Here is a 23,018-nt window from a genome sequence, read left to right as displayed (position 1 = left end):
ACGGGATGTCAAAAGGAGGACCGCATATGAACTGCTTACTAAGACGAATGCCGGGCTCCTGCTTGCGCCCGTCGGCGTGATCAGGAGACGGCGACTTACTTCTCTTACTCTTATTACTTTTGTTCGATCAAGGAGATCATCATGAGCCAGTTTATCAACAACCCCGAGCACACCTTTGGTTTCGACACCCTGCAGCTGCACGTTGGCCAGGAGAGCGCCGACCCCGCATCCGATTCCCGTGCCGTGCCTATCTACCAGACCACGAGCTATGTGTTCCGCAACTCCCAGCACGCCGCTGACCGCTTTGGCCTTGCCGACGCCGGTAATATCTACGGTCGTCTGACCAACTCCACCCAGGGCGTCTTTGAGGACCGCATTGCCGCGCTCGAGGGCGGCGTTGCAGGTCTTGCCGTCGCCTCTGGCGCCGCCGCCATCACCTATACCCTGCAGGCCCTCGCTCAGGCCGGCGACCATGTGGTGGCCCAAAAGACCATCTACGGTGGTTCCTACAACCTGCTGGAGCACACGCTCTCCCAGTTTGGTGTCGAGACCACCTTCGTCGATGCCCACAACCTGAACGAGGTCGAGGGCGCCATCAGGGACAACACCACGGTCATTTACCTCGAGACGCTCGGTAACCCCAACTCCGATATCCCCAACATCGACGCTATCTCCGAGGTCGCTAAGAAGCATGGTCTTCCGGTTGTTGTCGATAACACCTTCGGCACCCCGTATCTGTTCCGTCCGCTGGAGCACGGCGCCAACATCGTCGTTCACTCTGCAACTAAGTTTATAGGCGGCCACGGCACCTCGTTGGGCGGCGTGATTATCGATGGCGGCAACTTTGACTGGAAGGCGAGCGGCAAGTATGCGCAGATCGCCGAGCCCAATCCCTCCTACCATGGCGTCTCGTTTACCGAGGCCGCCGGCCCCGCTGCCTTCGCGACCTATGTCCGTGCTATCTTGCTGCGTGACGAGGGCGCCTGCATTAGCCCGTTTAACGCCTGGGTCCTGCTCCAGGGCACCGAGACCCTGTCGCTGCGCGTTGACCGCCATGTCGAGAACACCAAGAAGGTCGTTGAGTTCCTGATCGGTGACGGCCATGTTGCCAAGGTGAACCACCCGAGCCTGCCCGAGCACCCCGACCATGAGCTGTACCAGAAGTATTTCCCCCGTGGCGGCGCCTCGATCTTCACCTTCGAGATCAAGGGCGGCCAGGAGGCTGCTTGGAAGTTCATCGACCACCTGCAGGTGTTCTCGCTGCTCGCCAACGTAGCCGACGTCAAGTCGCTCGTCGTGCACCCGGCTACCACCACGCACTCCCAACTCTCTTCCGAGGAGCTTGCCGAGCAGAACATTACGCCCTCTACAATCCGTCTTTCCATTGGTACCGAGAACGCCGAGGACATCATTTGGGATCTGAAGCAGGCCTTTGCCGCGCTGGACGAGTAAGGCGACTTGTGCAATGGCCCCTTGCGACTCGATAGGTATAACTGCATAAAATGCCTGCTCAAGACGCCTGCGCGAACAATGGTTGCGCAGGCGCCTTTTTTGCATAGGAAGGGCGATATTACAGGGTTTTTGGCATGCTTTATGCATGCGAGTTGTGGAAAACTCCTGTTGAGAGGATGTGAGTTTTACGCAAATGACGTGCACCTTTTGAGAAAAACCGCAGGTCGCGATTTACTCGGGGTACTATGCAGCGCGATCGAATCACACGCAGCTTAAACGCAGCAAAAACTCACTACGGAGGTTTCCAGCTACATGAGGATCGATTCACGAAAACCGAAGGCCGCCGCCCTTTCTGCCACGCTTGCCGTGGCGCTTTTAGTGGGTGCCGGCGTAACCGATGCCCACGCGGCAACACTGTCCGACGCGGTCGGATCCACGCCGTCCGAGGCGACCCTGATGCAGCCCGTCGACTATCGTAGCGACGGCTTTGGCTCCATGCAGGAGTGGAACGCCTCGATGGGGGCCAAGCGCGATTCCCTAGAGGTCCGCGCGCAGATCATCATGAACATGTACGGTGACTATGCCACCGATGACGAGCGCACTGTACTGCAGGGTTGTATCGACGGTGCGGGCAGTCTTTTGACGATGGAGGAGGTCGACGCGAAGTCGGCCGAGCTCGACGAGCTTCGCTCCACGCTCGAGGATGCTAAGCGCGAGGCGCTCGAGGCTGTGGCCGTCGAGGCAGAAGCTGCCGAGGCCGTTCAGGCTTCGTATTACAACGCCGGCTCCGGCTCGTCTTACGCGTCTGCTGCGTATTACGCGAACGGCTCGGGCCTGACGCGCTCGAGCGGCGTCAATAACTACAACGGTCGTCGCGAGACCTATTACAGCAGCAACGTGTTGTATCACCACCGCACGGGTGAGTGGACGCTGGATTCCGAGGGCTTTTGGCGTGATTCCGACGGCTACTACGTGGTGGCTGCGAGCGATAAGTCCCAGGGCTCGACCTTTACGGGCTCTAAGGGCGAGTGCAAGGTCTACGATTCGGGTTGCGCAGCCGGAACTACCGATTACTACACCGGTTGGTAATCTGTCGGCATCGATTGCACATGATGGACGGGCGTCTTTACTGAGCTTTCGGGCAATGTAAAGTCGCCCGTTTTTATATGCATTTGGGTTAACAGAGCCCTTACCGTGGCACTACGTTGGGCATATGGGCGCGGGGCACACTAAGTCATGAGAAACAAGGTCTTTCTCGTGGAGGAAGTGATCCCATGAACGCTCGAGATGTCGCTATTGCCGTCGTTGCCCTTTTGATCGGATGTCTTGGTCCGACGGCGGCGTTAGTTGCCGGCTTGCAGTCCACTACGGGTGCTGGTCCTGTGGTTGTGAGCGCCTTGATTGCAGCGGCGCTGTTGGGAAGCGCCGGCGTGGTGCTTTGCCGCGATGACGAGGACGAGGTCCCGGAGTCGCAAAACGAGCCTCAGTTTTAGCCTCGGCCTAAATGCGACAGGCCTTCGCGAGCGATGGGATCCTCGCGAAGGCCTGTCTGCTTACATTGCGCGCGTCGCCGTGCGGGCGAGGCTACCAGCTGCTTTCTATTTCTCGAATCCTCTGGTAGAGCCAATCGTTTTGCGGCACTTGGATATCGTGTTTGGCGGCCAGGCGGCAGATGGTGCCCGCGAACTCCTCGACTTCGGTTTTACGTTGTGCGATGCGGTCCTGCGCCATCGAGGGCATGCCGGCGGGGTCGATTCCCTCGATGAGGTGCACCATCTGCGTCAGGTCTGCCTCGGTAAGCTCAACGCCCTCGGCGTTGGCGACCGCAAGTGTCTCGCGCATGGCGGAAACAAAGCAGCGACGCTGCTCGGAGTCCTGTTCCGTGGCGCTCCCGTACGTGCCGCCGTAGGCCATGCAGGTCTGGTTGATGCCATCGTTGAGCATGAGTTTGGCCCACATGCGGTGCGCAATGTCGCTCTCGACGGTATGGGCGATGCCGCAGCTCGTGTAGAGCTCATCGATGGCGGTGACGGTTGCGGGCTCGGTGCCTGCTGCCGCGCCAAAGCGAATCTCGCCCGCATTGGTAAAGGTGAGCGCGCCGTTAAGGAATACGGCGTCCATGCCCTGGCAGATGCCCAGGACGGTGTGCTTCCAGCCAAAGCGCTCGGCTATTTTTTGCTCGCTCGTAATGCCGTTGCACAGCGAGGCGATGAGCGTGTTGGGTCCCACGACGCGCTCCATAGTCTTGAGTGCTTGGTTGAGCCCCGTCGTCTTGACCGTGAGAATGACCAGATCGGCGGGCGTTGCCTCGCTGGCGCGGACGGACTTGAGCGTGCAGGGCTTTCCGTTGACGGTGAGCGCATCGCCCACGTGGCGCTCGAAACGCGCGTCATCCATGACGTATTCGACGGCATCGTTGCCGAGGGTCTTGGCAATCATGCTGCCGTAGAGCAGGCCGACGCCGCCCTTGCCGATAAAGGCGACCTTGTTGATCTGCATGTGAATCATCTCCCCATATAAAAGGCGCCCGCATATGGGGCGCCTGATGGATTGTATGCCGCTGGGGCATGTGGCGTACACCGGAGGCTGAATTTAGAAGAACAAATGCATGGGAACTTATGCCGCGGGGCAGATGGCAAAAACGCGCGCGGGATATCCAACGCCATCGCGCACCTTGGGGAAGGTGCAGAAGATGACGGCGCCTGTGGCAGGAAGCTCGTCCAGATGGTCCATGACCTCGATCTGGTAACGGTCGACCGAGAGGATGTACTGCTCGCCGGGGTAGGGGTAGGCGTCCTCGCGTGTGGTCACGCTCGCCTCCTTTCATCGGGCTTTTTGCTGATGTTAAAGCGGTGCCGTGACAGCTCGATTTCTGCTGCGTTACGATACGTTCTCGATTGCGATTCCGATGTGTTTCGATGGCGTGACGGGTTTGTTTCGCCGCGTCAGAGCTTCGATGGGGGAGGAGGGGCCGTGCAGTATCGCGTTGACCCCAAAAGCGGTAACCGTATCTCGGCGTTGGGGCTGGGGTGCATGAGGTTTCCCGGTGCGCCGGGACGCCCCGATGCGAAGACAGCCGATGCTATCGTTTCCCGCGCCGTGGAGCAGGGGATAAATTACCTGGATACGGCTTATCTTTATCCCGGCAACGAGGCTTGCGTAGGCGCTTCGCTTGAGCGCTTGGGCCTGCGCGACCAGGTTTTGCTCGCGACCAAGCTGCCGCACGCCTCGTGCAAGTGCGCGGAGGATTTCGACCGTTTCTTTGATGAGCAGTTGCGCCGTCTGCGGACTGACCATATCGACTACTACCTCATGCACAACATCACCTCGCCCGCCCAGTGGGAACGTGTGGTGGCGTTGGGCATCGAGGACTGGATCGCGTGTCAAAAGGCGGCGGGGCGCATTCGCCAGATTGGTTTTTCGTATCACGGCAGCGCGGCGGATTTCCTGACGATGCTTGACGCATATGACTGGGATTTTTGCCAGATACAGTACAACTATGCCGGCGAGCGTTACCAAGCGGGAACGGCGGGGCTCATGGCCGCCGCCGAGCGAGGCCTCGCGGTGTTTGTGATGGAGCCGCTTTTGGGCGGACGCCTGGCAGGCAAGCTGCCCCCGCGGGCCCGCGCTGTGCTCGATAGCGCCCGTGACCCGCATTTGCGCACCCCTGCCGCCTGGGGGCTTTCGTGGGTGTGGAATCATCCTCAGGTGACGATGCTGCTTTCGGGTATGACCGATACCGCGCAGGTGGATGAGAACGCGGCGTTGGCCGATCGGGCCCTGCCGGATTCGATGACAGCTACTCAGCTCGATGCCATCGCGCACGTGCTGACGGAGTTTGAAAAATCGAATCGCGTGCCCTGCACGGGATGCGGCTATTGCATGCCGTGTACTAAAGGCATCAATATTCCTGGGTGTTTTGCCGCCTACAACGCAAGCTATGCGCACAGCTGGTTTACGGGTCTATCGCAGTATTTTACGGCGAGCGCGGTGCGCACAAGCGAGCCCAAGTTGGTGAGCAATTGCGTCAAATGCGGCAAATGCGCGCGGCACTGCCCGCAGCATATCGATATTCCCGAGCGTCTCGACGACGTACGCCGCCGTTTTCAGCCTGGACCCGTGACGGCGGTGCTTAAGGCCTTCGGCAAAACGCTCTCCTGATGCCCCTTTTATAACTTGCGGTGGAATAGTTCCTGTTTGCGGCAGAATAAGGCATCAACAGGAACTATTTCACCGTAACTGATGAGGAGGAGCTGGGGATGCTGACGATTGGGTGTCACCTATCCACGACGAAGGGCTATCGGGCGATGGGGGAGACGGCGCTATCCATTGGCGCCAATACCTTTGCATTCTTTACGCGCAACCCGCGCGGCGGCAAGGCGAAAGACCTTGACATGGATGACGTGGCGGCCCTGCGCGAGCTTATGGAACAAAACGATTTTGGTCCCCTCGTGGCCCATGCTCCGTATACCTATAACCCCTGCTCGGCCAAAGAGCGGGCGCGCGAGTTTGCCCTGGAGGCCATGGCTGAGGATCTGCAGCGTCTGGAAGCGCTGCCCGGTAACTACTACAATTTCCATCCCGGTGCGCATGTGGGACAGGGCTCCGACGCCGGCATTCAGATGATCGTCGACGCCCTGTGCCAGGTGATGTTTGAGGGCCAGCAGACGACGGTACTGCTCGAGACCATGGCTGGCAAGGGCACCGAGGTGGGCCGCAGCTTTGAGGAACTGGCGATCATCATCGAGGGCGTTGCTGACAGGCGCCCCGAGCTGTCGGCCAAGCTGGGCGTTTGCCTGGACACCTGCCATGTAAATGACGCCGGCTATGATATCGTCCAAGATCTTGACGGTGTGCTCGACGAGTTCGATCGTGTGGTGGGTATCGAGCGCCTGCGCGCTGTGCATATCAATGATTCCAAGAATCCCCGCGGTGCCCATAAGGACCGGCATGAATGCATCGGCAAGGGTTACCTCGGCAGCGAGGAACTTGGCGGTGGAATGCAGGTTATGCAGAATATTGTATCGAATAGTTGCCTGCGATCACTGCCATTCATTTTGGAAACGCCGAACGAACTTGCAGGTTATGCAGTGGAAATTACGCTATTAAGGTCGTTACAGCAGTAATGACTGTCATAAAGTGGAGTGTTCCATTCACGTTATGGGTTTGTTTCAATCAGTTTTCTAATTGCAGATTCTCTCACGCGGGTGCATAATAGCCCTCAGTTTTTGCAGGTCCCTGAATCACATGGGGCCATTGGAAGGAGACTGATTATGAAGCTGAAGAAGCTTGGCGCATTTGCCGCCACGGGCGCCATGGCGCTCGCCCTCGCACTGACGGGCTGCGGCTCGTCCAACGCCACCTCTGGTTCTGATGCCGGTTCCAGCAGCTCTGACGACGCTAAGGTCGAGAAGGTCGACGGCTCCAAGGAGTACGCGCTCGTCAAGGACGGTACGCTGACCGTCGGCACCTCTGCCGAGTACGCTCCGTTTGAGTACAAGGATGACAACGGCGATTATCAGGGCTTTGACCTTGAGCTCATCAAGGCTATCGGCGACAAGCTGGGCCTGGATGTCGAGTACGTCAACAACGACTTCGACACGCTCGTCCCCGGCGTCGCTTCGGGCACCAAGTATGACGTCTCCATTGCGGCTATCACCGACACGCCCGAGCGTGAGAAGGAAGTCGCTTTCTCCGATTCCTACTACATGGACGATCAGGCTATCGTGACCAAGGTCGATAACACCGACATCACGGCCGACAATTACAGCGAGAAGCTCAACAACGCCGACGCTACCATTATCGTCCAGTCTGGCTCGACCGCCGAGGCCTTTGCTCGGGAGAACTTCCCCAAGGCCAATATCATCCCCTACAAGGACGCTACCGAGTGCTTCAGCGCCCTGCAGTCCGACAAGGGCGATGCCGTAGTCACCAACCGCTCCGTTGCCAGCCAGCTGACCGCCGAGCAGTTCAACACCTGCCACACGGTTAAACAGATCAGCACCGGCGAGGAGTACGCCATTGCCATCAACCAGGGCAATACCAAGCTCAAGGACGACATCAACCAGGCCATCAAGGACCTGACCGACGACGGTACCGTTGACGCCCTCATGGCTAAGTACAACATCAAGTAAACAGATACTTGATTGCGTGTGGGCCCTTTCCGTTTAGCGGAGAGGGCCTTTGCGCTTCTCTCGACGGAGAGTGTTTCCGTCTCTTTTTGCCGGCAACTTCTACGATAGGAGCCACCTTGTCTCGACTGAACAAAGGGGCCGCGGAGCAGCGTTCTTCACTACCCGTCTTGCTCCAAAAGCTAGTCTGTGTCATGGCCGTGGCGCTCGCGCTGGTGTGCGTGGGGGCATCTGCGCCCTCGACTGCCCAAGCGTTTGAGACCGCAAAGATTACCGCCCGACCCAACACCGGTTCGGGCAGCGATGTGGTCGGCGGCACCGAGACACGCATTACCTGGGAAGTTCAGGCCGATGCCGACGAGGAACTGAGCGGTCTTTCGCTGACGTTTGTCGACGGCACGACGTTTGGTACCGATGACACGCGATTGACGATGCTCTCGGGCGAGGACCTCATGGATCGCACACCCATGAAGCCCACGTGCACGGCTGATGGCCAGACGCTCAAGATCGACTTTGGCGAGACGGCGCCTGCCGGCGGCTTTTTCCGTGTCGAGGTGTACGGTGTGACCTTCCCCGTCGAAGGCGGCGACGAGGCCTTTAGCGGCACCTATACGCTCGCCGACGGTTCGACCAAGAAGATTTCCAAGATTCCTTCCGTCGAGATTAAGGGCGTGACGGCCTTCGATAACTTCCAGGCCGATCTTAAGGAACAGCCGTGGGTCGAGGCTTGGAATTCCAATATGTTCCTGCGCCTGTTCTTGAACCCGGTCATTTTGGTCCAGAGCCTGCCGGTCGTATTTAAGGGCTTCCTTATGTCGCTCTCGATCGTGCTTGTGGCGTTTCCCCTGGCAATCCCCTTTGGCTTTGCCTTGTCGCTCATGCGCATCTCCAAGTCGCGCATCCTGCGCTGTCTTGCCGGCATCTACGTGAATATCATCCGCGGTACGCCGGCGTTCCTGCAGATCTATATCGCGTTCTTTGGCCTGCCACTTGCCGGCGTCAAGGTGGACGACTACGTCTTGGGCGTTATCGTCATGGCCATGAACTCGTCTGCGTACCTGTGCGAGATCTTCCGTGCCGGTATTCAGTCGATTCCCAAGGGCCAAAACGAGGCTGCCCGCTCGCTGGGCATGAATGCCTTCCAGACGTTGCTCTACGTTATGATTCCGCAGACGTTCCGCAATGTCCTGCCTACGCTGACCAGCGAGTTTATCCTGCTTTACAAGGATACGTCGCTGCTCGCCGCCGTGGGCGTGGTCGAGATCGTCATGAATGCCCGCACCATCGTGGCGACGACGGGCTCCATCACGCCGTATGTGGTTGCCGCCCTGTTCTATCTGGTCATTACCCTGCCGCTTGCGCGCTTGGTGAGCGGTCTTGAGGCGAGGCTTCTGGGGACGGCCGAAACCAAAAAGAAGCGTCCCACCAAGAGCGCCGGACAGGTTGTCGCGACACCCGCCGATCATATTGCAGGTCTGTAAGGAGGTTCTATTATGAGCGAAACCAATAACTCGAACGAGGTCGTCGTCAGCATCAAGAATCTCCAGAAGGCCTTTGGCGATAACGTGGTCCTGCGCGACATCGATCTGGATGTGCACAAGGGTGAGGTCGTCGTGGTCCTGGGCCCCTCGGGCTCGGGCAAGTCGACGATGCTTCGCTGCATTAACCGTCTTGAGGAGCCCACGAGCGGCTCGATTGTCGTTGAGGGCGTGGATGTGTGCGCCAAGGGCGTCGACCTCAATAAGGTGCGTACGCACTTGGGCATGGTGTTTCAGCAGTTCAATCTGTTCCCGCACCTGTCGGTCAAAAAGAACGTCATGCTTGCGCAACAAAAGGTGCTCAAGCGCAGCAAGGAAGAGGCCGAGAAGATTGCCGTCGAGGAGCTGACCAAGGTCGGTCTGGCCGAGCGCATCGATTTTATGCCGAGCCAGCTTTCGGGCGGTCAACAGCAGCGCGTGGCCATCGCCCGCGCCCTGTCGATGAATCCGCACGTGATGCTCTTTGACGAGGCTACGTCGGCGCTTGACCCCGAGCTCGTCCGCGACGTTCTTGGCGTCATGCGCGATCTTGCGCGTGACGGCATGACGATGATCGTGGTGACGCACGAGATGGGCTTTGCTCGCGACGTCGCCGACCGCGTCGTCTTTATGGACGGCGGCGTTATCGTGGAGGAGGGCACGCCGAGCGAGGTCTTCGACCATCCCAAGAGCGAGCGCACCAAGGCGTTTTTGGGCAACATCTCGTAGCTGCTTTATGTGGCTGACATAGCAGAAAACGGGGCTGGATTTGGATCCAGCTCCGTTTTTGTTGGGATGCGAATGTGTTTTGGTGCAGAGCCGCGTATGGGCGGAGCTTATCGCCGTTAGGCGAGCTCGGCTCCAAGGGCGCGACAGGCGGCCTCTGCCTCGGCGCCGGCCGACGCCGCGCCCTCGGCAACGAGGTCTGCCATGGCTTCGGTGTTGCCCGTGCCGCTCCAGTAGACGACTGCGATCTTGCTCATATGTTTTCCTTTCGGTTGTGCGGCGTGCGGCCGCGGTTTGTATGTTCTATCGGGTTACCTGGGCAAGTTTTGCGAGGCTGTGGCCCTGCTGATAGATATGGGTGAGGCGCTGCGTGCAAGCGTGGTAGGATTCGAACGTCGCAAGCGCTTGCTCGACATTTGTGTAGACCTTCCAAGCTCCAAAGACCGCGTAGTTCTCGCCGCGCTGGACGATAAACTCGTGCACGTCGTCGTAGGGATATCCCAGGAAATAACCAATATGGACGATTTGCTCAACCCTGCAAACATCATTGTGCTTGCCGTAATTGCCGCCGGCTTATTTTTTTGGATTCCGGCGTATTGTCGCATCGACGCATGGCACATGCTGTTGCGGCGATGGGGCGGGCAGAAAGAAGATCAAGAGGGTCGCGGTCGCGGACACCGATGTGTCTCACTACCCCTATAGCGATGAGCTGCTTATTGGCGGTATGAGCTGCCGCGGCTGCGCGCAAAATGTGACGAACGCCCTCAACGCTCTCGATGGCATTTGGGCCACGGTGACGTATACAGACCACACGGCGTGCATCCGTTCTAAAAACCCGATCGATCGTGAGGTACTTGAGGCTGCCGTGAGGGATGCGGGCTATTACGTCATAAAGCCGTAGGGCCGGGCGTACGCTTGCGCTTAGGCTCGGCCGCGCAGCTCGATGTCTTGGATATCGTCGAAGCCGATGGCGATGTCTCGGAGTTTGAGCAGCTTGAACGCGGGGAGCACTTCGTCGAGAATGCCGGTGCGGCTGCGATAGCCGTATGTATCGTAATAAGTAACGCGCACCAAGTCGCCGCGTTTGAGGCCCTCGAGCTTTTTTGAAAGCTCGAGGGCTTTTTCTTCCGTGAGTTCGCATTTGGGCTCAACAGAGATCTCTTGTTTGCGCACGAGCTCGTAGTATCCCGTGAGGGCGGCAAAGGGCATAAACTGCGCGGCGCGGTTGGCGCGAACGGCACCGTTAGCGGTGAGCTTGGGGTCGGCGGAGCGACGTCTTCCCTCGGGGTCCGCCAGGCGTTCAAAAGGCGTCGGTGGCCGCATCGGCTGTTGTTGGGCCTTAGGCACGGTGTCCTCCTACCTGATCGTTGCGTTCGCGTGCGGTGGCGCCGGCGGTAAAGCTTAATCCCTTGACCAGGGCATTCTTGCCGTACTTGCCCTTCACGGCCAGAACGGCGCGGGCCAGGTCACGCTCGCGTTCATCGGCCTTAACATCGCTAAACAGATCGATGGTGGCAAATTCCTCGGGCATGAGGTTGCCAAAGCCCAAATTGATGCGCTTGACCGGTCGTTTGGGATCGACGGTCTGCGCCCAGAGCTCATCGAAATGGCCCATGATTTTCTTAAACGAATTGGTGCGCTCGGGCAGCTTGCGCGAAGCGTTAGAGTGCGCAAAGAGCGCGGCATAGCCGCCACGCGGTTTGCCGCCATGCTCTCCCACAAAGATGCCGTCGATTGCCTGTGCCTCGCGCACCAGACGGCGTCGTTCGCCATCGCGCTGGACGGGCTTGGGTGCACGGGGTGTGAGCTCGGGGCCGGCGGTTGCGGCGGGTTCGATGCTCGACGTGCTCGAACGCAAATGTCCGCATCCGTCTACATATTGCGCTGTGCCGCTGGCGTCGAGGCGGCGTATGTCGGCGCGCTCGCTCGCGTAGCCCACAAAGAGCGAGATGCTGTCGCAGACCACGTGCTTATCGACCAAGTCCAGTACGGCGGCATCGACCATCTCGCGCAAGACGGTGTAGGCCTGCTCGTAGGCATAACCCTTCGAGAGCACTTGTCCTGTGGTGGTTGAAGTTGCCTGCGGGCGATAGGCCTGAATATCGGCGATAGTTGTCGGCTCGCGCCCAAAGGCGTGGTCGATGAGATACTCGGCATTGACGCCGAGTTCGTCGTAAAGCAGGTTTTCGTCGAGCGCGGCGACGCCCATCAGATCGTATACCCCGTACTTTTCGAGGCGGGCTGCCACGCCGGGGCCGATGCCCCAGATATCGGTGATGGGGCGATGGGGCCAGATCTCCTTGCGAAAGGTCTCGTCGTCGAGTATGCCGATGCGGCTGGGTACGTGCTTAGCGGTAATGTCGAGCGCCACCTTGGCCTGGAATAGGTTGGGGCCGATGCCGGCTGTCGCCGTGATGCCGGTGCGCGCGAGGACCTCATCGCGCAGCATGCAGGCAAAGCTTTTGGCATTGGTATGGTAGAGCTCTAGATAGGGTGTCACGTCGATAAAGCACTCGTCAATTGAGTAGACGTGAACGTCTTGCGGACTGACGTATTCCAGGTAGATACCGTAGATCTGCGCCGACACCTCCATGTAGTGCTGCATGCGCGGTACGGCCTTGATGTAGTCGATGCCGTCGGGAATCTCAAACAGACGGCAGCGGTTGTGTATCCCGAGGTCTTTCATGGCCTGGGTAATGGCGAGGCAGATGGTCGTACGCCCGCGTGATTCGTCGGCAACGACCAGGCGGGTGGTGAGCGGATCGAGCCCGCGGTCGACGCACTCGACGCTGGCATAAAACGTCTTGAGGTCGATGCAGATATAGGTGTGACGCCCGTGCCCCACGCGTCCTCCCATCAAACACATGTTCTTATCGAATGCATGTTCGATAATACCCGCTCGTCCGGACATCGTCAAAACCTGCCAAAAAGGGACAGGTTTATTTTGGTAGGTAAAACGCTTGACCGACCAAAACAAACCTGTCCCTTTTTGGCAGGTATGGTCGGGCGGTTGCATCGGGTTTTAACGCAGCTCTAAAGAGCGCGAAACAGCCCGGAAAACCTCGCTTCGTAGCATGAGCCTAACGATCGATACCACCATAAAGCACGGAAGGGTTGTGGGGATAATGGTCAACTATGGGTTTGGTATGCCGACGCGCCTTGTTGCGGATGGAGACGTGGCTCGCTGGTGTGGACGATTGGTCGCTCACTACGGCGGCACCAAGGCGCTGGTGGTGCTGGGTGGCGACAAACATACGCGCGATGAGCTTGTCTCGGCGGCGCTCGGCTCGCTTGACCGAGCTCTGCTCGAGCGCGTGCTTTTTCGTTGCGGCTCGGTTGAGGGCGACGGGGGAGACGAGCTGATCGACGAAGCTGTGGCCCTGGCGACCGACGAAGGCGTGGACTTTGTCCTGGCGATCGGCGATGCCGATACTGCTGGCTTTGCGCGCGAACTCGCGCGTCGCATGGCGGCGCTCGATGCCGGCGAAGACGGTTTTGTCCCTTATGGATGTATTGTCTCGGAGGGCAAAGTGCCTGCCGTCGTGGGGGCCGGTGAGGTTCCCGTTTTTGCCATCATCGCGCCCGAACTGCTTGAGGGCATTGGGTCTCCTCTGCGCGAGCTGCTCGGCAGCGTGTGCGCCGCGGCCTAATGTCTGCCATAAAGAGATGGGCTATTTTTGGTAGGTAAAGCGTTTGACCTGCCAAAATAAACCTGTCCCTTTTTGGTCGGTCGCCGTTTGGGGGCGGATTGGCAACGCTCGCTGATTACGGTCTTGACCTGCGCTAGAATAGGGGCATCTGATTATCCGGGTGCATGGAGGTTTGCGCCCGTATGTTGAGGAGGACTTTATGGCAACTGTTGCCGCACCTATCGACGCTACGTCGACCGCCGCTTGGAAGGCGCTCGAGGCTCATCAGGAGAAGCTCGAGGCCGAAGGTATCGACCTCAAGGCCTGGTTCGCTGCCGATGCAGAGCGCGTGAACAAGCTGAGCTTTGACGCCGGTGACCTGCACTTCGACCTGTCCAAGAACCTGGTGACCGATGAGACCGTCAAGCTGCTGTGCGATCTTGCCCGCGAGGTGAAGCTCGAGGAGCGCCGCGACGCCATGTTCTCCGGCGAGCACATCAACACCACCGAGGACCGTGCCGTCCTGCACACCGCGCTTCGCCGTCCGGCAAGCGAGAAGGGCCAGCTCATCGTCGACGGCCAGGACGTCGTCGCCGACGTGCACGAGGTCCTCGACCGCATGTACGCCTTTGCCGAGCGCGTGCGCTCCGGTGAGTGGAAGGGCGTTACCGGCAAGAAGATCGAGCATCTGGTGTCCATCGGCATCGGTGGCTCCGATCTGGGCCCGGTCATGGCCTACGAGGCCCTGCGTCCCTACGCCGACGCCGGTATCGACTGCCGCTATATCTCCAATATCGACCCCAACGACCAGGCCGAGAAGCTCAAGGGCCTGGATCCCGAGACCACGCTCGTGATTATCGTCTCCAAGACCTTCACCACGCTCGAGACCCTCACCAACGCTCGCGAGGTCAAGACCTGGATGCTCGAGCAGCTCAAGGCTCAGGGTGCCATCGACGGCTCCGATGAGCAGAACGCCGAGGCCGTGGCCAAGCACTTCGTTGCCGTTTCCACCGCACTCGACAAGGTTGAGGCCTTCGGCATCGACCCCGCTAACGCCTTCGGTTTCTGGAACTGGGTCGGCGGCCGCTATTCCGTCGACTCCGCCGTGGGTCTGTCGCTGATCGTCGTGCTCGGTCCCGAGCGCTTCCAGCAGTTCCTCGAGGGTTTCCACGCCATCGACGAGTACTTCTGCAATACCCCGCTCGAGAACAACGCTGTCGCGCTAATGGGCCTGCTCAACGTCTGGTACGTCAACTTCTTCGGCTCTAAGAGCCACGCCGTGCTGCCGTACTGCCAGTACCTGCACCGCTTCCCGGCCTACCTGCAGCAGCTCACCATGGAGTCCAACGGCAAGCACGTCCGCTGGGACGGCAGCGCTGTGACCTCCGATACCGGTGAGATTTTCTGGGGCGAGCCCGGCACCAACGGCCAGCACGCCTTCTACCAGCTGCTGCACCAGGGCACCGTGGTGGTCCCGGCCGACTTTATCGCTTTCGCCAACACTGCCAACCCCGCAACCGACAGCGGCCAGGATGTTCACGAGCTGTTCCTGGGCAACTTCCTGGCCCAGACCAAGGCACTCGCCTTTGGTAAGACGGCCGATGAGGTGCGCGCCGAGGGCACGCCCGAGCAGATCGTCCCGGCCCGCTGCTTTGAGGGCAACCGTCCGACGACCTCGATCTTCGGCGATACGTTGACCCCGTTCGCACTCGGCGAGCTCATCGCCCTGTACGAGCACATCACGTTTGTCGAGGGCACGGTCTGGGGCATCGACTCCTACGACCAGTGGGGCGTCGAGCTGGGCAAGCAGCTTGCCAAGCAGATTACCCCGGCCTTCCACGACGACGCCGCCAAGGCCGAGCAGGACGCTTCGACCCAGGCGCTCATCGAGTTCTATCGCGCGCATCGTAAGTAGTCGCTGCTGTTAACGCATCGCGCCTTATAGTCAGGGGCCCGTATCCTATCGGATGCGGGCCCCTTTGCTTTGCCGTAGTCCCGGGGCGCACGGCCTTTGTGGAACATCGCCGGGGCGCCGCGCGCCGCGAGAACCCTGCGCCTAGATCTCGGCCTCCGCATGGTCTCGCTGCGCCTCGGGCAGCTCCCCGTAGAGCGGATGGTCTTCGAGCCTAAAGCGCTCGACCTGTTCGGGAGTGTGGCCGCGCACAAAGAGCCACGAGCGATCGATCGGCGTCGCCATGAGCGTGCTGGGCAGCGCGTCGGCGCGTTCGGAAAACACCCGGGCACTCTCGGGATCCTGGAACGCCAGCACCAGATGCGTGTCGCAGTTGCCCATGATGGAGCGTGCGCGTGCCTCGCCATAGAGCGCATCGAGCTGGTTGGTCGACTGCAGCAGCAGCGTTGCCCAGATGTTGCGGCTTCGGATAATCGAGAGCACGTTGTCGATCTGGGGGATCTGCAGATTTGCGAAGTCATCGAGCATAAAGCGCACGGGCACGGGCAGGCTGCCGTCGGGCTGCCTATCGGCCTCACGAATGAGGCCCATAAACGCCTGCGAAATAAAGAGGCCGGTCAGCGGATCGAGATTGCGGTCAATATCGCTCACGGTTACAAATAGGGCGCAGGGGGTGTGTCCCATGGAAGCGAAGTCCACCTGATGGCACTCACGATAGAGCTGTGCCGCACCGTCGAATCCCAGACACATGACCTTTTCGGCAAGGATGCCGACGATGCTCGCGTGCATGCGCTCGGCATTTTGCGTAATGGCGTAGCGCCGCCATAGCGAGAGGGCATAGCTTTGGGGGTCGATCGTGATCAGGTCGTCAAACAATCGACCCGTGGCACCGTCCTGCAGGTGCTCGATCAGCTTGATGACCGAGCTGATCGTCTGCTCGTCGGCGGGTAGCTGTTCGGTGACGTAGGCGATAAGACACGACAGCAGGTTTGCCGCCGCATGATCCCAAAAAGGCTGGTTGTTGTCCTCGATGGGGCAGATGGCCTTTGCCACCGAGAGGATGTCCTGCTGGTTGGGCCTGCCGTCCGCCTTGCGGCGAATGTGCCTCAGGGGGTTGTAGCCGCAGCGCTCGATGCCGGGCGCAAGGGCCGGGACGGTGTTGAGGTCGGCGAAGTTGAGACATTGCACGCGGTAGCCGTGGGCTGCCAGCACGGGTCCCACTTCGCGACAGAGCGTGCCTTTGGTGTCGAGCACGATGTAGCTTGCGTTCATTTGCAGCAGGTTGGGCTTGAGGACGTTTCGGGTCTTGCCGGCTCCCGAGGGGCCGATCACAAGTGCGTTGTTGTTGAGTCCCGTTTGGCGGGTGTCGCAGGAAAGCATTCGATCCTTGGCGAGGATGGTGGACGATGCGGACTCAGATGCGGCGAGGCGGCTGGTGAGGTTAGACATGGGCGACCTCCTTGGTGGTCGAGAGGATTTCGTGGGCAAAGCCGAGCTCGACGGCGCGCTCGGCCGAAAGGTAGGTGTCTTTTGCGGTGAGGGACTGGATGCGCTTGGGCGTGAGGCCGCTGCGGTCCGAGAGGATTTGCGTGAGGGTCTTGCGGGTCTGCATGAGACGCCGGCTGGTTTCCTGCAGCGCAAGTGCCGAGCCGCCTGCCCCCTGGGGGATCAGCGGGTCGTGAATCATGAGCTCTGCATGGGGCGCCATACGGCGATCGTCGCCGCCCATAAAGATCACGGCGCCCATGGACGCGGCGAATTCCAGGCAGACGGTGCGGATGGGGCACGATGCGAGGCGCATGGCGTCATAGATCGCAAGACCCGATCGCACGCTTCCGCCGGCGCTGGCGACAAATATGGTGATGGGGCGGCTGGGGTCGGCGGCATCGAGCAGGCGGATCTGCTGGCATAGGTCGTGGGCCATCGGGGTTTCGATGTTTCCCATGACGGAGAGCTCGCGACGGGCGAGCATCTCATCGTAAATGCTGGTGAGCGTGATACCTCGGGCGGATTCACGCATGGTGAGGGGGCTGATGATGGGGGAATGATTGGTGTCCATGAGGACTCCTTTCTGTTGGTTGTGTTGTGGAATAGGATTGTTGCCCGCGGAGGGGCTGGCGGGCTACAGGGTTCGTCCGAGCCTGAGATCGAGCTCGGTTGTGGGGCAGGCTGCCTGTTCGTACGGCTCGCAAGCGCCAAGGGCTCCAAAGCGATGGAGCGTTGCGACGGGCGTGGTGTAGGCGAGCCGCAGCTGATGCTCGACAGGGGCACATCCGTCATTTTTGTAATGAGCCGCGTAGTACTGCGCGATGCTGGCGTTCATCTCGCTGCCATTGCGATGGCGCTCAAACTGGCGTCTGCAGGTCTCGATGATCTTTGCTACCGACTTGGGTGCCGTCGCGGGAACAAGGGCGAGATAGCCCTCAAATAGCTCGTTGATGCTCAGGAGGCACAGCAGGTCGATCAGCGTCCTTATGGCTGCTCCCTCGGCGGAAAAGTGCGCGGTCATGCGGTTATATCGGTTGCGGTCGACGATGGCCGCATGGGGTCTTGGAGTTTTCTGCCCCGTGGTCCCGGGCTTTTGCCGCGCCTGTGTATTGAGCTCGACGTTGCAGCGCTTGAGGCCGTCCAACGGAAGGAACAGTGCGGTGCGCAGGGTGTTCCGCTTGCTTTCGAGTTCATGACGCTCGTCGGGTTCCCATTCGAGCTTGAGTTTCGTGTCGAGCGCCGTAAGCATATGGGCTAGGCAGCCTACGGCAAGAACGTACGAATCGTTGCCGCGTTTTGGGGCATAGGGGTCTGTCAGCTTGCGAATGTCGGGGTCGCCCATGATCTTTGTGCAGCGCTTCAGCAGTTGAGGGTGGTCGGCCAAGATCGTCGCGAGCGGTAGCGACGCGTAGTTCTTGATGGTCGCGGCGGCAAAGGCGGCGTCATATTCGTTTGCATATGCTCGCTCAATGCGGGCATCCAGAATGCTTTTCTTATCGCCGTCTTCAGCGTGGTGGTTTGTCATAGCTTCTCCAATCGGTTGATGTTCGTGCTGTTTGTTGATGTGTTGGTTGTCGTGAGTGATGTGCTTGCCGTGGGTGATGTGCTGACGTTGGGGTGCTATGCGGTTTTCAATGAGCCCGTGAGACAGTTGCTGCAGGGGCGGGATGGAACGGCCCATGCAAGGCGGAAGGCATCGTGCTCAAAATCGAGACAGCAATGCCCTAGGTGCCTCACATGTGGCAGTTACCTCATTAAGTTGTCATTACGTTTGGGGTTGTACTTTGCCGATCTTCCTTCTCTTACACGCTAAAACTCAAACTTCATATGCTCGATCTACTTAAAACCGCAACGGCGGTCTTTTATCAACTTATATGTCGGAACGCGTCTTTGCAAGTACTTTTTTGCCTTTGTTTCAAATGGGGTGGTTTTGCAACCGTCATACGTGCGCTGTGCGAACGTGCCCCGGCTCGGATAAGATAGTGCGCGATAAAAACGATGCAAGGAGGCGCATATGGCAATCAAAGCCATCGCAATGGATATCGACGGTACGCTCACCAACGACCAAAAGGTCATCAGCCCGCGTACGCGCGAGAAGCTGCTCGCGGCGCAGGAGTCGGGCATTAAGCTCATTTTGGCTTCGGGCCGTCCCGCATGGGGGCTGCACGCCTTGGCGCAGGAGCTCGACCTTCAAAACCATGACGGTCTGCTGGTGGCCTTTAATGGCGCTCACGTCGTCGATGCCCAGACCGACGAGGTGCTGTTCGATCAGGCTATGCCTACCGATGAATTGCATCGCCTGATTGATCATCTGCGCAATTTCGACGTGATCCCTATGATTTCACTCGGTCGCGATCTGCATGTCGAGGATTCGTACCGCTGCATGATTACGCTGCCGGATGGCTCGCAGAAGAATATCGTCAAGTATGAACGCGACGCGTGCGATCTTAAGATTCGCGAGGTGGAGAGCCTGCATGAGGTCGTGGACACTTATCCCGTGGACAAGCTGCTCACTGCGGGCGACCCGGCCTATCTGCAAGCGCATCACGAGGAGATGTATGCGCCCTTTACTCAGACGCTTTCGGGTATGTTTACGGCCGACTGGTACTTTGAGTTTACGGCGTCCGGTATCGACAAGGCCCGCGCGCTCGAGGGTGCCCTGCCCAAGCTCGGCATCGATGCCAGCGAGGTCGTCTCTTTTGGCGACGGCCAGAACGACAAGTCCATGATTGAGTGGGCCGGCACCGGTGTTGCCATGGGCAACGCGGTTGACGTGGTTAAGGCCGTGGCCCAGATGGTGACTGCCAATAACAACGAAGACGGCATTGCGGTGGCGCTGGATAAGCTGCTGGGTTAGAATCGCCGATTAATGCATGGTTCGGGCGCCTGCTTACAGGCGCCCTTTTGTTAGGGAGGGTGCCGTGTCCGCATTTCCGTTCGAAGCCGTTATCTTTGACATGGACGGCGTCATTGTCGATACCGAGTATTACTACCTGGGCGAGACTGCCGCGTTTGCCAAGGAGCTTGGGCTTAACCTGACTCAAGAGGAGTTGAACGGGCAGGTCGGTACCTCACATCAGTTCTTCCTGCATATGCTGGTCGATTGGTTTGAGCGCGCCGGTAAGGGGCATTTATCTGGCGAGGAAGCGTTGGCCCGTTGGGACGAGTGGGCGCATAAGCGTCCGCGCGACTATCAGGCTTTGATTAACCCAGGCGCCGTGGATACGATTCGAGAGCTGCCGCGCCGCGGCGTTCGCGTGGCGCTTGCCAGCTCGTCTCCCATGGATAGCATCCAGGAAGTGCTCAATGCGTGCGGGCTGTCGGATGCCTTTGAGTATGTGGTGAGCGGCGAGCAGTTTAAGGAGAGCAAGCCCGAGCCCGACATCTACCTGCATGCGCTGGACCTGCTGGGACTGCCCGCGAATCGCTGCTGCTGCGTCGAGGATTCGGTGCCTGGTATCACTGCCGGCAAGCGAGCCGGCCTGACGGTCATTGCCAAGCGCGAGGAACGCTTCGGCTTTAGCCAAGATGCCGCGGACAAGATTATCGACCAGCTGCCGGAGCTGCTCACGCTTTCTTAGGAGCGTGGTAGTTGCGCGTTTTTCGGGTCAGATGAGTAAAAACCCGACATTTTGGTGCGGCAGCAAGCATACTTAATGCTAATGCGGGCTTAAGGACTTGCTGAATGCCCTTGGGCCCGCTTTAGACTTAATTGTGCTGGGAGAAGGTATATGCCACCGACTGAAGGGCTAACTGACGGTAAAGCAGCGATACCGCTGTACCAACAGGTTATCGATATCATTAAAAACGAAATTAACTCCGGTGCCTACAAGGCGGGCGCGCGGATACCCAACGAATTCGAATTGGCTGAGAATTATAAAGTTGGCCGCGTTACCGTGCGACGCGCTATTGAGGAGCTCGTCCAGCAGGGCTATCTAACGAAGCGACAGGGGAAAGGCACGTTTGTCAATGCCCCCAAGCTTAAGCGCAAGATTCGCCAGAAGGATGACGTCCAGAGTTTTTCGGACGCATGCCGCGTTAACGGAATGGAGGCGGGGGCGCGCGTCATTTCGAGAAAGATACTGCCGGCGGATTCCACCGAAGCGCAGTTCTTTGGTGTTCCCGTTGGAACTGATTTGATTTGCGTTGAGCGTGTGCGTACTGCCGATGGGGTCCCCGTCATGCTCGAGAACAACATATACGTTTACGAGGACAACGCTTATCTATCAACGGCACCTCTATCTAACCAATCCATTTTTGAGCTCGTGCGCAACCGGACGGGCCGCACGCCCGCGTTTACCGACCCGTGCACGCTCGAGATCGCGTGCGCATCGCCCGAGGTCGCTCGGCTGTTGGCAGTTCCCGTTGGCGAACCCTTGTTTTATATGGAAGCCTTCTTTTTCGATGAGCAGCGGCGGCCGTTTATCATCGGTCGTCAGCGGATCGTTGGGTCTCGCTACGTTTTTGACATCTAGGATATTGCGAATGGAGACGCCCGGTGGATCATCTCACCGGGCGTCTCCATACCGTTCACGGCGCGAACGCAACCATTCAACCGTGTCGCGACAATCAGTTTGAAATAATCTTGATGACGAGAAAAGCTGCTGGTAATCTATAGAACGTCATAGAACGTTTGCTTTGTGCAAGCGTTGAGGCGAGATGCGATGCATTCTCGAGTTCTTTGGAGGTATCTATGTCAGATACGAAGGCGAAGAAGACAAACAGACGTTTTAAGTTCAAATTACCGCATGTCTATACGATCATGTTCTTGCTGATCGTTGTCTTTGCGGTCCTGACTTGGATCGTTCCCTCTGGTCAGTATCAGCGCAAGACGATTTCGACAGCGGCGGGCGAGCGTGAAGTCGCCGTTGCTGGAACCTATGAACAGGTCGATAAGAACTACACCGATTCCGAGACCGGCGAGACCATCAATCTGGGCCAGGATATCTTCGCGGTCCTGCAAGCGCCCACTAAGGGCATCCAGGAGGCTGCCGACGTCGTTGCGTTCGTCTTATTGATTGGCGGATCGTTCGCAGTCATTACCAAGACCAACGCTTTGAATGCCGGCATGAGCCGTGTGATTAAAAAGCTCAAGAACAAGGACATCCTCATCATTCCCATCACGATGACGTTGCTGTCCATTTGCGGCACTACGTTTGGTATGTCTGAGGAAGCCCTGCCGTTCTATGCCATCTTCATTCCCATCATGATGGGCATCGGGTATGACTCGATGACGGCATTCATCATCTGCTTCCTTGGTCCTAACCTGGGATATTGTGCCTCGACCATCGACCCATTTAATGTTTTGATCGCCCAAGGCATCATTGGTATCGAGGGCAATCCGCAACTGTGGCTGCGCGCCGTTTCTTGGGTCATCTTCACTGCCGTCGGTATCGCATGGGCCATGCGCTACGCCATGCGCGTCAAGAAAAACCCCGAGTCGTCCATTACATACGAGGACGATAAGCTCAAGCGTATCGAGTTTTCCGTGACCGATGCCTCCATCGAGGAAGAGTTCACTATCCGTCAGAAGCTCGTGCTTATCGATTTTGCTTGCGGTATGGGCATTATCGTCTGGGGTCTTGTTACCCAGGGTTGGTACATGAATGAGATTTCCGCCGTGTTCCTTGGCATGGGCTTGCTTGCCGGTATCCTGGGCGGTCTTGACCAGCAGACGATTGCTGAGGAGTTCGTTAAAGGTCTCGCCGACTTTGCGTACGCTGCCATCGTTATCGGTATCGCTCGCGGTATTCTGGTCATCGCCGAGGGCGGCATGATCATCGACACCATTCTCCAGGCGCTCGCTACTGCGCTCGCCGGTGCACCCGCCGCCGTCTACACCACGTTTATGTATATCGTCCTTGGCCTGCTCTCTTTGCTGGTTCCCTCGAGTTCTGGCCTGGCGGCGCTTACCATGCCCGTTATGGGCCCTCTGACCGAACTCATGGGCCTCAATCCCGAGGCGGCCGTCACCGCGCTCCAGTTTGCCAACCAGACCATCAACACCATTAGCCCCGTGGCGGGCATGACGGTCGCCGGCCTTGCCGTGGCTAAGATTTCGTTTGGCCAATGGTGGAAGACCATTTGGAAGTTCTTCATTTTCATGGTCGTCTTTGGTCTGATCGTAACGGCAATCTCTGGCATGCTTCCGGTGTAGGTGGTT

24 protein-coding genes are annotated in these 23,018 nt (G+C 58.8%); 15 read left to right on the top strand and 9 right to left on the bottom strand.

Features of this window, described 5'->3' with window-relative positions:
* The first annotated feature begins 141 nt into the window (after positions 1-141).
* From ACQRCA_RS03395 to ACQRCA_RS03385, 3 genes are all read left to right on the top strand, one after another.
* Positions 142-1,452, top strand: a complete 1,311-nt coding sequence (locus ACQRCA_RS03395; protein ID WP_427718586.1) for an O-acetylhomoserine aminocarboxypropyltransferase/cysteine synthase family protein — start codon at positions 142-144, stop codon at positions 1,450-1,452.
* A 312-nt stretch (positions 1,453-1,764) separates the two neighbouring features.
* Positions 1,765-2,541: a hypothetical protein gene (locus ACQRCA_RS03390; RefSeq protein ID WP_427718584.1), complete on the top strand. Its 777-nt coding sequence runs from the start codon at positions 1,765-1,767 to the stop codon at positions 2,539-2,541.
* 185 nt (positions 2,542-2,726) lie between these two features.
* Positions 2,727-2,945 carry a hypothetical protein gene (locus tag ACQRCA_RS03385; RefSeq protein ID WP_427718581.1) on the top strand — a complete coding sequence of 73 codons (219 nt, stop codon included), beginning with the start codon at positions 2,727-2,729 and terminating at the stop codon, positions 2,943-2,945.
* 91 nt (positions 2,946-3,036) lie between these two features.
* Here ACQRCA_RS03385 and ACQRCA_RS03380 read toward each other — a convergent pair whose 3' ends face one another.
* A complete protein-coding gene (locus tag ACQRCA_RS03380; protein ID WP_427718578.1) occupies positions 3,037-3,951 on the bottom strand; it encodes a ketopantoate reductase family protein in 915 nt (304 codons plus the stop codon).
* Positions 3,952-4,068: 117 nt separating this feature from the next.
* The gene (locus ACQRCA_RS03375) at positions 4,069-4,263 is read right to left on the bottom strand and encodes a hypothetical protein (protein WP_154517383.1); all 195 of its coding nucleotides are present in this window, start codon (positions 4,261-4,263) and stop codon (positions 4,069-4,071) included.
* A 162-nt stretch (positions 4,264-4,425) separates the two neighbouring features.
* On the opposite strand from ACQRCA_RS03375, the gene ACQRCA_RS03370 reads away from it, so the two are divergent.
* The 5 genes from ACQRCA_RS03370 to ACQRCA_RS03350 all read left to right on the top strand — a co-directional run bounded on the left by ACQRCA_RS03370 (position 4,426) and on the right by ACQRCA_RS03350 (position 9,829).
* Positions 4,426-5,613, top strand: a complete 1,188-nt coding sequence (locus tag ACQRCA_RS03370) for an aldo/keto reductase (protein ID WP_427718576.1) — start codon at positions 4,426-4,428, stop codon at positions 5,611-5,613.
* A 98-nt stretch (positions 5,614-5,711) separates the two neighbouring features.
* Positions 5,712-6,578, top strand: coding sequence for a deoxyribonuclease IV (locus tag ACQRCA_RS03365; protein WP_427718574.1), 867 nt, complete (start codon positions 5,712-5,714; stop codon positions 6,576-6,578).
* 147 nt (positions 6,579-6,725) lie between these two features.
* Positions 6,726-7,586, top strand: a complete 861-nt coding sequence (locus ACQRCA_RS03360) for an ABC transporter substrate-binding protein (protein WP_427718571.1) — start codon at positions 6,726-6,728, stop codon at positions 7,584-7,586.
* A gap of 116 nt (positions 7,587-7,702) precedes the next feature.
* Positions 7,703-9,064, top strand: coding sequence for an ABC transporter permease subunit (locus ACQRCA_RS03355; protein ID WP_427718568.1), 1,362 nt, complete (start codon positions 7,703-7,705; stop codon positions 9,062-9,064).
* 12 nt (positions 9,065-9,076) lie between these two features.
* Positions 9,077-9,829 carry an amino acid ABC transporter ATP-binding protein gene (locus ACQRCA_RS03350; protein WP_022094423.1) on the top strand — a complete coding sequence of 251 codons (753 nt, stop codon included), beginning with the start codon at positions 9,077-9,079 and terminating at the stop codon, positions 9,827-9,829.
* Positions 9,830-9,945: 116 nt separating this feature from the next.
* On the opposite strand, the gene ACQRCA_RS03345 is transcribed toward ACQRCA_RS03350, so the two are convergent.
* Together ACQRCA_RS03345 and ACQRCA_RS03340 are read right to left on the bottom strand one after the other, a co-directional pair.
* Positions 9,946-10,083: a flavodoxin domain-containing protein gene (locus tag ACQRCA_RS03345; protein WP_427718565.1), complete on the bottom strand. Its 138-nt coding sequence runs from the start codon at positions 10,081-10,083 to the stop codon at positions 9,946-9,948.
* A 46-nt stretch (positions 10,084-10,129) separates the two neighbouring features.
* Positions 10,130-10,330: a DUF3793 family protein gene (locus ACQRCA_RS03340; RefSeq protein WP_427718684.1), complete on the bottom strand. Its 201-nt coding sequence runs from the start codon at positions 10,328-10,330 to the stop codon at positions 10,130-10,132.
* Between the two features lie 178 nt (positions 10,331-10,508).
* On the opposite strand from ACQRCA_RS03340, the gene ACQRCA_RS03335 reads away from it, so the two are divergent.
* Positions 10,509-10,727 carry a heavy-metal-associated domain-containing protein gene (locus ACQRCA_RS03335; RefSeq protein WP_427718562.1) on the top strand — a complete coding sequence of 73 codons (219 nt, stop codon included), beginning with the start codon at positions 10,509-10,511 and terminating at the stop codon, positions 10,725-10,727.
* Positions 10,728-10,747: 20 nt separating this feature from the next.
* On the opposite strand, the gene ACQRCA_RS03330 is transcribed toward ACQRCA_RS03335, so the two are convergent.
* Both ACQRCA_RS03330 and ACQRCA_RS03325 read right to left on the bottom strand, forming a co-directional pair.
* Positions 10,748-11,173 carry a hypothetical protein gene (locus ACQRCA_RS03330; RefSeq protein ID WP_427718560.1) on the bottom strand — a complete coding sequence of 142 codons (426 nt, stop codon included), beginning with the start codon at positions 11,171-11,173 and terminating at the stop codon, positions 10,748-10,750.
* A complete protein-coding gene (locus tag ACQRCA_RS03325) occupies positions 11,166-12,737 on the bottom strand; it encodes a DNA repair protein (protein WP_427718558.1) in 1,572 nt (523 codons plus the stop codon). The genes ACQRCA_RS03330 and ACQRCA_RS03325 overlap by 8 nt, the downstream gene beginning before the upstream one ends.
* A 235-nt stretch (positions 12,738-12,972) precedes the next feature.
* Here ACQRCA_RS03325 and ACQRCA_RS03320 point away from each other — a divergent pair, with 235 nt between their 5' ends.
* Positions 12,973-13,476: an iron-containing alcohol dehydrogenase gene (locus tag ACQRCA_RS03320; RefSeq protein ID WP_427718555.1), complete on the top strand. Its 504-nt coding sequence runs from the start codon at positions 12,973-12,975 to the stop codon at positions 13,474-13,476.
* A 199-nt stretch (positions 13,477-13,675) separates the two neighbouring features.
* Positions 13,676-15,370 (top strand): glucose-6-phosphate isomerase, encoded by a 1,695-nt coding sequence (pgi, locus tag ACQRCA_RS03315; RefSeq protein ID WP_117817172.1) that lies wholly within the window; start codon positions 13,676-13,678, stop codon positions 15,368-15,370.
* Between the two features lie 141 nt (positions 15,371-15,511).
* Here pgi and ACQRCA_RS03310 read toward each other — a convergent pair whose 3' ends face one another.
* The 3 genes from ACQRCA_RS03310 to ACQRCA_RS03300 all read right to left on the bottom strand — a co-directional run bounded on the left by ACQRCA_RS03310 (position 15,512) and on the right by ACQRCA_RS03300 (position 18,380).
* Positions 15,512-16,816: a VirD4-like conjugal transfer protein, CD1115 family gene (locus ACQRCA_RS03310; RefSeq protein ID WP_427718552.1), complete on the bottom strand. Its 1,305-nt coding sequence runs from the start codon at positions 16,814-16,816 to the stop codon at positions 15,512-15,514.
* On the bottom strand, positions 16,809-17,426 hold the full coding sequence (locus ACQRCA_RS03305) for an ATP-dependent Clp protease proteolytic subunit (protein ID WP_427718549.1): 618 nt from the start codon (positions 17,424-17,426) through the stop codon (positions 16,809-16,811). Before ACQRCA_RS03305 ends, ACQRCA_RS03310 begins: the two co-directional genes overlap by 8 nt.
* 63 nt (positions 17,427-17,489) lie before the next feature.
* The gene (locus ACQRCA_RS03300) at positions 17,490-18,380 is read right to left on the bottom strand and encodes a hypothetical protein (RefSeq protein WP_427718547.1); all 891 of its coding nucleotides are present in this window, start codon (positions 18,378-18,380) and stop codon (positions 17,490-17,492) included.
* Positions 18,381-18,869: 489 nt separating this feature from the next.
* Here ACQRCA_RS03300 and ACQRCA_RS03295 point away from each other — a divergent pair, with 489 nt between their 5' ends.
* The 4 genes from ACQRCA_RS03295 (at position 18,870) to ACQRCA_RS03280 (ending at position 23,012) form a co-directional block, all read left to right on the top strand.
* Entirely contained in the window at positions 18,870-19,712 is an 843-nt protein-coding gene (locus tag ACQRCA_RS03295) for a Cof-type HAD-IIB family hydrolase (RefSeq protein ID WP_427718544.1), read from the top strand.
* A gap of 64 nt (positions 19,713-19,776) precedes the next feature.
* Positions 19,777-20,436 (top strand): HAD family hydrolase, encoded by a 660-nt coding sequence (locus ACQRCA_RS03290; RefSeq protein ID WP_427718541.1) that lies wholly within the window; start codon positions 19,777-19,779, stop codon positions 20,434-20,436.
* A gap of 150 nt (positions 20,437-20,586) precedes the next feature.
* Positions 20,587-21,330, top strand: a complete 744-nt coding sequence (locus ACQRCA_RS03285) for a GntR family transcriptional regulator (protein WP_427718539.1) — start codon at positions 20,587-20,589, stop codon at positions 21,328-21,330.
* Positions 21,331-21,548: 218 nt separating this feature from the next.
* The gene (locus tag ACQRCA_RS03280) at positions 21,549-23,012 is read left to right on the top strand and encodes a YfcC family protein (protein ID WP_427718536.1); all 1,464 of its coding nucleotides are present in this window, start codon (positions 21,549-21,551) and stop codon (positions 23,010-23,012) included.
* Positions 23,013-23,018: the final 6 nt, after the last annotated feature.

This window comes from Collinsella sp. SGI.095 (assembly GCF_050314535.1).
In the GTDB taxonomy this organism is placed as follows: Bacteria; Actinomycetota; Coriobacteriia; order Coriobacteriales; family Coriobacteriaceae; genus Collinsella.
This window is presented reverse-complemented; position numbering and strand designations above follow the sequence as displayed.